The organism is Phocaeicola faecicola (assembly GCF_013618865.1).
GTDB classification, from domain to species: Bacteria; Bacteroidota; Bacteroidia; order Bacteroidales; family Bacteroidaceae; genus Phocaeicola; species Phocaeicola faecicola.
In genome coordinates, this window is sequence record NZ_JABSOE010000104.1 from 1 (window position 1) to 8,433 (window position 8,433).

The 8,433-nt window shown below is 45.4% G+C and carries 10 protein-coding genes and 1 tRNA gene; 3 read left to right on the top strand and 8 right to left on the bottom strand.

Going from position 1 to position 8,433, the window contains the following annotated elements:
* Window positions 1-189: 189 nt before the first annotated feature.
* From H3001_RS18160 to H3001_RS18195, 8 genes are all read right to left on the bottom strand, one after another.
* Complete coding sequence (locus H3001_RS18160) at window positions 190-654, bottom strand: ExbD/TolR family protein (RefSeq protein ID WP_178243936.1); 465 nt, start codon at window positions 652-654, stop codon at window positions 190-192.
* 2 nt (window positions 655-656) lie between these two features.
* On the bottom strand, window positions 657-1,244 hold the full coding sequence (locus H3001_RS18165) for an ExbD/TolR family protein (protein WP_178243938.1): 588 nt from the start codon (window positions 1,242-1,244) through the stop codon (window positions 657-659).
* Window positions 1,245-1,285: 41 nt separating this feature from the next.
* Window positions 1,286-1,750, bottom strand: a complete 465-nt coding sequence (locus H3001_RS18170) for a hypothetical protein (RefSeq protein WP_178243940.1) — start codon at window positions 1,748-1,750, stop codon at window positions 1,286-1,288.
* A 10-nt stretch (window positions 1,751-1,760) separates the two neighbouring features.
* The gene (locus H3001_RS18175) at window positions 1,761-2,546 is read right to left on the bottom strand and encodes a MotA/TolQ/ExbB proton channel family protein (RefSeq protein ID WP_181215688.1); all 786 of its coding nucleotides are present in this window, start codon (window positions 2,544-2,546) and stop codon (window positions 1,761-1,763) included.
* 63 nt (window positions 2,547-2,609) lie between these two features.
* Window positions 2,610-2,697: transfer RNA gene (locus H3001_RS18180), tRNA-Ser, on the bottom strand.
* Window positions 2,698-2,856: 159 nt separating this feature from the next.
* The gene (locus H3001_RS18185) at window positions 2,857-3,645 is read right to left on the bottom strand and encodes a TatD family hydrolase (RefSeq protein WP_181215689.1); all 789 of its coding nucleotides are present in this window, start codon (window positions 3,643-3,645) and stop codon (window positions 2,857-2,859) included.
* Window positions 3,646-3,661: 16 nt separating this feature from the next.
* A complete protein-coding gene (locus H3001_RS18190) occupies window positions 3,662-4,645 on the bottom strand; it encodes a polyprenyl synthetase family protein (RefSeq protein WP_181215690.1) in 984 nt (327 codons plus the stop codon).
* Window positions 4,646-4,725: 80 nt separating this feature from the next.
* Window positions 4,726-5,412, bottom strand: coding sequence for an energy transducer TonB (locus H3001_RS18195; protein WP_178243948.1), 687 nt, complete (start codon window positions 5,410-5,412; stop codon window positions 4,726-4,728).
* A 241-nt stretch (window positions 5,413-5,653) separates the two neighbouring features.
* On the opposite strand from H3001_RS18195, the gene cmk reads away from it, so the two are divergent.
* The 3 genes from cmk (at window position 5,654) to pfkA (ending at window position 8,249) form a co-directional block, all read left to right on the top strand.
* Window positions 5,654-6,346, top strand: a complete 693-nt coding sequence (gene cmk, locus H3001_RS18200) for a (d)CMP kinase (RefSeq protein ID WP_178243950.1) — start codon at window positions 5,654-5,656, stop codon at window positions 6,344-6,346.
* On the top strand, window positions 6,339-7,205 hold the full coding sequence (locus H3001_RS18205; protein ID WP_178243952.1) for a 4-hydroxy-3-methylbut-2-enyl diphosphate reductase: 867 nt from the start codon (window positions 6,339-6,341) through the stop codon (window positions 7,203-7,205). The genes cmk and H3001_RS18205 overlap by 8 nt, the downstream gene beginning before the upstream one ends.
* A 63-nt stretch (window positions 7,206-7,268) precedes the next feature.
* A complete protein-coding gene (gene pfkA / locus H3001_RS18210) occupies window positions 7,269-8,249 on the top strand; it encodes a 6-phosphofructokinase (RefSeq protein ID WP_178243954.1) in 981 nt (326 codons plus the stop codon).
* Window positions 8,250-8,433: the final 184 nt, after the last annotated feature.

The following is an 8,433-nucleotide window of genomic DNA, read 5'->3' on the forward strand; positions in this document are numbered from 1 at the left end:
TTTCCCCCGTTTTGGCTGCCAAACCTTATTTTCGGGGGAATATCTAAAGATACAAAAAAGCCAACTAATTCGCAATACATTGTGTATGAATTAGTTGGCTAATTTTATACTATTTACTGAGTGTCCCGAAAAAAGGACATAAAAAAAGAGGGACTCTTACGAATCCCTCTTTTTATTTGCTTATGTAAATTATTTACGCTGAGTTGCAGAGTAGTTAATCTTCAAAGCATAAGCCTGACGAAGTGCCTGTTTTACTTCTGTAACGATACCCATCTTAGTCTGAGCATCTACTTTCAATGATACAGTCATAAACGGCTTGTCGCTTTCTTTCATGTTTTCACGTTCCTGATAAATGTAATCCTGAACCTCTGAAGATTCAGCAAATTTATCATTCAACTGAATACGGTCGGTAGTACCCATCTTCTTCTGGAATTCAGGCAACGGTTTACCGATGTAGATGAAAGAAACCAATGATTTCTTTTCAAGCTTTTCCAATTCTGTAGCAGCAGGAACCCTGAACTGAACCTTCAATGTAACCTCACGCATGGTTGTTACAATCATAAAGAAGAACAACATGGTAAAGATAAGATCAGGCAAAGATGAGGTATTCAACTCGGGCATCTCGCGCTTACCGCTCTTATTAAATTTTCCCATGATTATTTTCCTCCATATTTTTTAGGTTCTGCTTCAGAAATCTTCTGCGGATAGTACTGTGTGATAGCATCTCTTTCTTCTTCAGTACATTCAGCCAGATCCTTACCGAATTTAGCATTTGCCAGTTCGTTACGCAGCTCGTTGTAAGCGGCAACCAACTCGTTCTGAACCTGAAGATATGCATCGTAGCTAGTACCTACGTCATTCTGTACAGAAATTACATGTTTTTCAGTAATCATTACGTCACCGAAGAAAGGAATGTTCTTAGCATGCTTTTCCGGCATGTTAGGATCATCTTTCGGGTTAGCAATGAATTCCTTCGCTTTAGCTCTCAGTTGCTTAACGTCAAACCATTCTCCACCAACCATCAACTCGTCGTTTTTGTTGATACGAATCTGAAGAACGTTTCGTTCCTTTACAATAATATCATCTTTCTGATCTTGGTTTTCCGGTGGAGGCGGCAAACGGCGCGCCAGACCACGGTCAGTATCCATTGATGTTGTAATAAGGAAGAAAATAAGCAACATAAAAGCAATATCGGCCGTTGAACTTGCGTTGATTCCCGGCACTTTTCTATTCCTTTTTGCCATTTTACTTACTCCGTTTAATTATTAAACTTCAATGAATGATATTATCTTTTAAATACTCCTGACAAGTTAACCAATGTTCCGATTACAGCGATGCCGAACAGAATGTAAGTTGAATACAAGAACATGTCTGTTACTTTCAGCATAGTTGCATCTGAATATTCATCACCACCAGCCATTACGATAGGTTCTGAAGAACCTGCATTGTAAGTAACGATCAGTACTACAACCAGCAGAATCAGACCCAGCAAAGATTTGATGGCACCTTTTGGATTATCTTTCAATGCACCACCAAACTGGATGATGGCACCGATAATAGTAGCAATCACAGTCACGGCAAACATTCCGTACATCAAGTACATCAAGGCCGGAGTATTGGCAGGTTCAACCAAACCTGCTGCATTTGTTTCGTTGTATCCTACTCCGAAGAACATGCCCAGTACCACCAAGATCAAGGCGATGCAGACATAGAATACGTAGTAAGAAACTTTGTATGATAATTTAGCCATTGTTCAAAAATTATTTTTTGTATTTCAAGTTGTATTTCATGATCATATCAAGCAATGTGATAGAAGAATCTTCCATCTGGCTTGTGATAGCTTCAATCTTAGAAAGAATGTAGTTATAGAATACCTGAAGAATCAATGCTACAATCAAACCGAAGATAGTAGTGATCAACGCAACTTTCATACCACCGGCAACAACTGTCGGAGAAATATCACCTGCACGCTGGATGTTATCGAACGCCATAACCATACCGATTACAGTTCCCAAGAATCCCAGTGACGGAGCCATTGCGATAAACAATGTGATCCAAGAACATCCTTTTTCAAGGTAACCAGCCTGAACACCACCGTAAGATACTACAGAACGTTCAACTACGTCGATACCTTCGTCAACTCTCATCAAGCCCTGATAGCAGATAGAAGCAACAGGACCACGAGTGTTACGGCAGATAGTCTTAGCACCTTCTACATCACCTTTTTCCAAAGCAGCTTCAACTTTAGACATCAATTTCTTAGCGTCGATTTCAGCCAAGCTCAAGTAAATAATACGTTCAATACAGAAAGCCAAACCAAGAACCAATGCGATAGCAACCAATGACATGAAGCCTGCATCACCTTCGATAAATTTAGTCTTCAACTCTTTGTGCATGCTGCCTTCTTCAACTACAGCAGGAGCTGCTGCGTCAGCTGCTACTTGTTCTGTCTGCGCAGGAGCTGCTGCGTCCTGAGCCATTGCTGTCTGAGTCATTCCGAATGAGAGAACTCCCATCACTGCAAGAATTGCAAATAACTTTTTCATTGTGTGTCTAATTTTTAAGATTAATTAATTAATAGTTATAAATTGTTTTTAATTGTTTCTTTGCGGAGAGAACGGGATTCGAACCCGTGATACGCTTTTGGCGTATACACGCTTTCCAGGCGTGCCTCTTCAACCACTCGAGCACCTCTCCTTTTCAGGCTTTCCAAACGGCCTTTTCTTTAAATCAAGCGCAAATTACAAATAAAAACGCAATCAGCAACTGATTTCAGCCACAAATGTATTCTTTTTTTTCGTCTTACATAGCATTCGAGGGGCAAAAGTTTAATTATACCCCGAAAATTAATAAACTTTAAAAACTTCTTTCAGCATTTTGGAAAACTTTCAGGGCATTTTCGGTCGTTTGACGCCCGATCTGCTCCAAAGGCAATTCATATATTTCCGCCAGTTTTTCCGCCGTTTTTACCAGATAGGAACTTTCGTTGCGTTTTCCCCGGTAAGGCACGGGGGCGAGGTAGGGAGAATCGGTCTCCAGTACAATCCGGTTCAAAGGGACCTCCTTCAATGCTTCGGGAAGCAGGCTTTTCTTGAATGTGGCCACTCCGTTTATGCCCAGCATGAATCCGGGATATTCCAGCAAGCGGGCGGCTTCTTCGGCATTTCCGATAAAACTGTGGAAAATGCCGGTCAGCGGAAAGGTACGGTAGGGTTCCAATACTTCGAGCAGCTCAGGATAGGCTTCCCGGCAATGGATGATCAGAGGAAGTCCGAACTCGAGCGCCCATTCTGTCTGACGGGCGAACACCTGCATCTGCTCCTTCCGGTAGGTCTTGTCCCAGTACAGGTCCATTCCGACTTCTCCGATTCCGAAAAAGCGTTCTCCGGAACGGAGCCAGGCTTCGACTGCTGCCAGACGCTGTTCCCAGTCGGCATCGACAGAGGTGGGATGAAATCCGATCATCGGATAGCATCCGTCGTGAGCCTTACAGAGGCGCAGCATCGGTTCTACCGAAGTTTCATCGATGTTGGGCATGAACAGACGTACTACTCCAGCCTCACGGGCACGGATCAGGGCCAGTTCGCGGTCTTCATCGAATTCTTCCGCAAAAAGATGCGTATGGGTATCTATCAGGGCTATCATAGGGCTGAATGGATTATTATAGGTTACGGTTCATCAGACTGTGTACAAATGCTATCAGGATTTCCTTACGGGACGGTTCGACACCTACCTGCGAGAGCAGTGAAAGTCCCTCGTCGTACAAACGGTCAATCTGATTGCGGCAAAGCGCACGGATATCCAACTCATTATATATACGCGTAACGGCAGCGATTTTCCCTGCGGGATCGAAGACTTCAGCCGTAATCCATTTCTGCAGTTCGGCATGCTGTGCTTCGTTGGCCTTTTCCAGAGCGGAAATCAGCATGAATGTCTTCTTATTGGAAAGGATATCTCCTCCGATGTTCTTTCCGAAGACAGCCGGATCGCCATATACGTCCAGCAAATCGTCCTGCAACTGGAAAGCCAGTCCGATGCGGATACCGAAATCATACAGGGCCTGTGCATCCGATGCGGAAGCTCCGGCAAGCACCGCTCCCAACTGCAGTGAAGCTCCCAGCAGTACAGAGGTCTTCAGACGGATCATCTCCATGTATTCATTTACCGATACTTCCTTCCGATGTTCAAATTCCATGTCCCACTGCTGCCCATCGCAGATTTCCAGTGCTGCCTGTCCAAAGATACGGAGTACCTCAGGCAACTTGTCTGTGGGACATCCCTGAGCCATGAACTGACTGGAAAGTATCAGCATGGCATCCCCCGACAGGATAGCGGTATTCTCATCCCATTTACGATGTACCGTAGGTTTTCCGCGCCGCATATCGGCATGGTCCATCAGGTCATCGTGCAACAGCGTAAAATTATGATAGGTCTCCATGCCGGCAGCCTGCGAGAGGATTTTCTCTACATCTTCGCGGTACAAGTTGTAAGCCATCATCATCAAGACCGGACGCAAACGCTTTCCGCCAAGTCCCAGTACATATTCTACCGGATCATAGAGGCCTTTCGGTTCGTGTGAATAGGGCAATGCTTTGATATACGACTGAATCTGTTCTTGTAATTCCTTATGACTAAACTGCTTCATGGTATTTACGCTGTTATTTTGGGTTATGATATAAAAAAGGCTGCCCCACGAGCAGCCTTTTAAGAGATTGATTACAATAATTACTGCAATTTGAATGTTACAGGCACGGTATATTTTACACGGACAGCTTTACCACGCTGCTTACCTGGTTTCCACTTCGGCATCATCTTGATCACACGGAGCGCTTCTTTGTCCAGATAAGGGTCTACACTACGCATAACAACCGGGTCAACGATAGAACCGTCCTGGTTCACCACGAACTGAACGATTACACGTCCCTGAACACCGTTTTCCTGAGCAATGGTAGGATATTTGATATTCTTAGCCAAGAACTTCAAACATTCTCCCATACCACCCGGGAATTCAGGCATTTCTTCTACTACCATAAATACTTCCTCTTCCACCGGTTCTTCTTCAACCACTGGTGCCGGAACGTACCTGATTTCAACAGCCTGATTGTTTTCTTCACTTGACTGAATGGTAGATTCTTCTACATTCGCGTCATTTTCGGCAATCTGCAATACTTCTTCCACTTTCGGAGCCTCTGGTGGAGGAGGTGCTTGCTTCGGTTCTTCCTGTTCCGTAATAGGAACCATTTCTTCTTCGAAAGGAACTTCTACGATACCACTATCGGCAGTGAATACTACATCGCGCTTGGTCCATTCAAACGCAACGAATAAAACGGCCAATATCAGTATGAATCCAACCAATAACCATGTGGTTTTCTTTCCTTCCAAGTCCGCTTTAGGCGATTTTTTAACTTCCATAAAACTACTTTTATTGGTTAATAATTCTCTGTTCGGCAAATGTAATTTAAATATTTGAGATATGCATCTTTTTGCAATAAAAAAATGTAAAAAAAGACGGATGAAAAAGCATTATTGCATGACCATATTAAAAAGATGCAAAATCAGGTATCCGTCTTAGAGAAATCCCTCTCAAATCAATCTGTCTGAAACAAAAAAAACGTATCTTTGAACCGCTAAATCAATATTATATTAATAAGGTATGAAAAAAATAATCATTGCGATCGACGGCTTTTCTTCTTGCGGAAAAAGTACAATGGCAAAAGACCTGGCACGCGAAATCGGATATATCTACATTGACAGCGGTGCCATGTATCGAGCAGTAACCCTTTACTGCATGGAAAACGGGCTGTTTGATGCGGAAAACCGTATCCGGGAAGAAGAACTTAAAGAGCAGATGAATCATATACAGATTGCCTTCCGTCTGGGCGAGAAGGGACGGCCGCGTACGTTGCTGAACGGAAAAGACGTGGAAGAGCAGATACGTACGATGGAGGTTTCCTCACGGGTAAGCCCTGTGGCAGCACTGGGATTTGTGAGAACCGCCATGGTCCGCCTTCAGCAGGAAATGGGAAAGGACAAAGGTATCGTCATGGACGGCAGGGACATCGGTACTGCGGTATTCCCGGAAGCGGAACTGAAGATATTCGTGACTGCTTCGGCAGAAATCCGTGCCCAGCGCAGGTATGAGGAACTGCTGGCAAAAGGGGAAAAGGCTTCGTTCGAAGAAATCCTGCACAATGTGGAAGAGCGCGACCGCATCGACCAGAGCCGCGCAGTCAGTCCGCTCCGGAAAGCCGATGACGCCCTGTTGCTCGACAACAGTCACATGACCATCGCCGAACAGAAGGAATGGTTGCTGACCCAATACCAAAATGCAGTGAACCATGCGTAAGGTAGAGATTGACAAAGGATCCGGCTTCTGCTTCGGAGTGACTACGGCCATCAGCAAGGCGGAAGAGGAACTGGCGAAAGGAGAAACGCTCTACTGTCTGGGAGACATCGTACACAACGGACAGGAATGTGAGCGTCTGGAACAGCTGGGACTGATCAGCATCGACCATCAGCAGTTTTCCGAATTGAAGAATGCGAAGGTACTGCTCCGTGCACACGGTGAGCCTCCAAGCACCTACCGTCTGGCAGAAGAAAACCACATCACCCTCATCGATGCGACCTGCCCGGTGGTATTGCGGCTGCAGAAGCGCATCAAGCAGGAATTTGATACGGCGAATGCAGAAGGCAGGGAAAAACAGATTGTCATCTTCGGCAAGAACGGTCATGCCGAAGTCTTGGGACTGGTGGGACAGACCAACGGTACGGCTATCGTAATCGAGAACCTGGACGAAGCCCGCTCACTCGACTTCAGCAAGGACATTTTCCTCTACTCCCAGACTACGAAATCGCTGGACGAGTTCCGGCAGATTGTGACATACATCCAGGAGCACATCGCCCCGGATGCCACGTTCAAGTATTACGATACCATCTGCCGGCAGGTAGCCAACCGCATGCCTGACATCCAGGACTTCGCAGCCTCCCACGAACTGATTTTCTTCGTCTGCGGACATAAAAGTTCCAACGGAAAAATCCTCTTCCAGGAATGCAAGAAAGTCAATCCGAATTCCTACCAGATAGACGGGCCGGAGGAAATCGACCGCTCTCTGCTAGAAGGAGTGAAATCCATCGGAATCTGCGGCGCAACCTCTACTCCGAAATGGTTGATGGAAGCCTGCCAAAAAGCAATAATGGAAGAATAAAAAGAGATAAAATATCAAGTTTTTTAGTAAATTTGCATCAGTTAAGATTAAAATAAACAAGTTATGGGAACTATTAAATGTATCGGTATCCTTACCTCCGGAGGTGATGCTCCAGGAATGAATGCGGCCATCCGTGCCGTAACCCGTTCGGCCATTTACAACGGACTGGCCGTTAAAGGTATTTACAGAGGATACAAAGGTCTTATTACCGGAGAAATACAGGAATTCAAGACTCAGAACGTAAGTAATATCATCCAGCAGGGAGGTACTATCCTGAAGACAGCCCGTTGCCAGGAATTCAAGACTCCGGAAGGACGAAAGATTGCTTACGAAACCATGCAGCGCGAAGGCATTGATGCCCTGGTGGTCATTGGTGGAGACGGATCGCTGACAGGAGCCCGTTTGCTGGCACAGGAATACGATGTACCTTGTATCGGTCTGCCGGGAACCATCGACAACGATTTGTACGGAACAGATACGACCATCGGATATGATACCGCACTGAATACCATTTTGGATGCAGTGGATAAGATACGTGATACAGCCACTTCACACGAACGTCTGTTCTTCGTGGAAGTAATGGGACGTGATGCCGGATTCCTGGCACTGAACGGAGCCATCGCAGCCGGAGCCGAAGCCGCAATCATCCCGGAATTCAACACGGAAGTCGACCAGCTGGAAGAGTTCATCAAGAACGGTTTCCGTAAATCAAAGAGCAGCTCCATCGTACTGGTGGCAGAAAGTGAAATCACCGGAGGTGCCATGCACTATGCAGAACGTGTAAAGAACGAATATCCTCAGTACGACGTACGTGTAACCATCCTGGGACACTTGCAGCGTGGAGGTAGTCCTACTGCACACGACCGTATCATTGCCAGCCGTATGGGTGTAGCCAGTATCCAGGCATTGATGGAAGGACAGCGCAACGTGATGATTGGTATTGAAAACGACAAGATCGTATACGTACCTTTCGCAAAAGCCATCAAGAACGACAAGCCTATCGACAGAGAACTGGTCAACGTATTGCGCGAACTGTCTATCTGATAACAGCAGGCTGCATCGGGTGTATAAGCATCTTATCACTACGATATAAACAACAAAGAGGCTGTCTCAAAATACTTTGAGATGGCCTTTTTTGTGTCTGCAAAAAAATCGGGCAAGTCCTAACTTCGCTCAGTCAGAACTTGCCCGTCTCCCTAAATTTTTGTATCTTAGGGAATCAAGTCAA

Excerpts from the sequence above, each read along its gene's own strand:
- pfkA (WP_178243954.1), top strand. The coding sequence starts at position 7,269 with ATGGGAACTATTAAATGTATCGGTATCCTTACCTCCGGAGGTGATGCT.
- H3001_RS18205 (WP_178243952.1), top strand. The coding sequence starts at position 6,339 with ATGCGTAAGGTAGAGATTGACAAAGGATCCGGCTTCTGCTTCGGAGTG.
- H3001_RS18185 (WP_181215689.1), bottom strand. The coding sequence starts at position 3,645 with ATGATAGCCCTGATAGATACCCATACGCATCTTTTTGCGGAAGAATTC.
- H3001_RS18170 (WP_178243940.1), bottom strand. The coding sequence starts at position 1,750 with ATGGCTAAATTATCATACAAAGTTTCTTACTACGTATTCTATGTCTGC.
- H3001_RS18165 (WP_178243938.1), bottom strand. The coding sequence starts at position 1,244 with ATGGCAAAAAGGAATAGAAAAGTGCCGGGAATCAACGCAAGTTCAACG.
- H3001_RS18190 (WP_181215690.1), bottom strand. The coding sequence starts at position 4,645 with ATGAAGCAGTTTAGTCATAAGGAATTACAAGAACAGATTCAGTCGTAT.
- H3001_RS18195 (WP_178243948.1), bottom strand. The coding sequence starts at position 5,412 with ATGGAAGTTAAAAAATCGCCTAAAGCGGACTTGGAAGGAAAGAAAACC.
- H3001_RS18160 (WP_178243936.1), bottom strand. The coding sequence starts at position 654 with ATGGGAAAATTTAATAAGAGCGGTAAGCGCGAGATGCCCGAGTTGAAT.
- cmk (WP_178243950.1), top strand. The coding sequence starts at position 5,654 with ATGAAAAAAATAATCATTGCGATCGACGGCTTTTCTTCTTGCGGAAAA.
- H3001_RS18175 (WP_181215688.1), bottom strand. The coding sequence starts at position 2,546 with ATGAAAAAGTTATTTGCAATTCTTGCAGTGATGGGAGTTCTCTCATTC.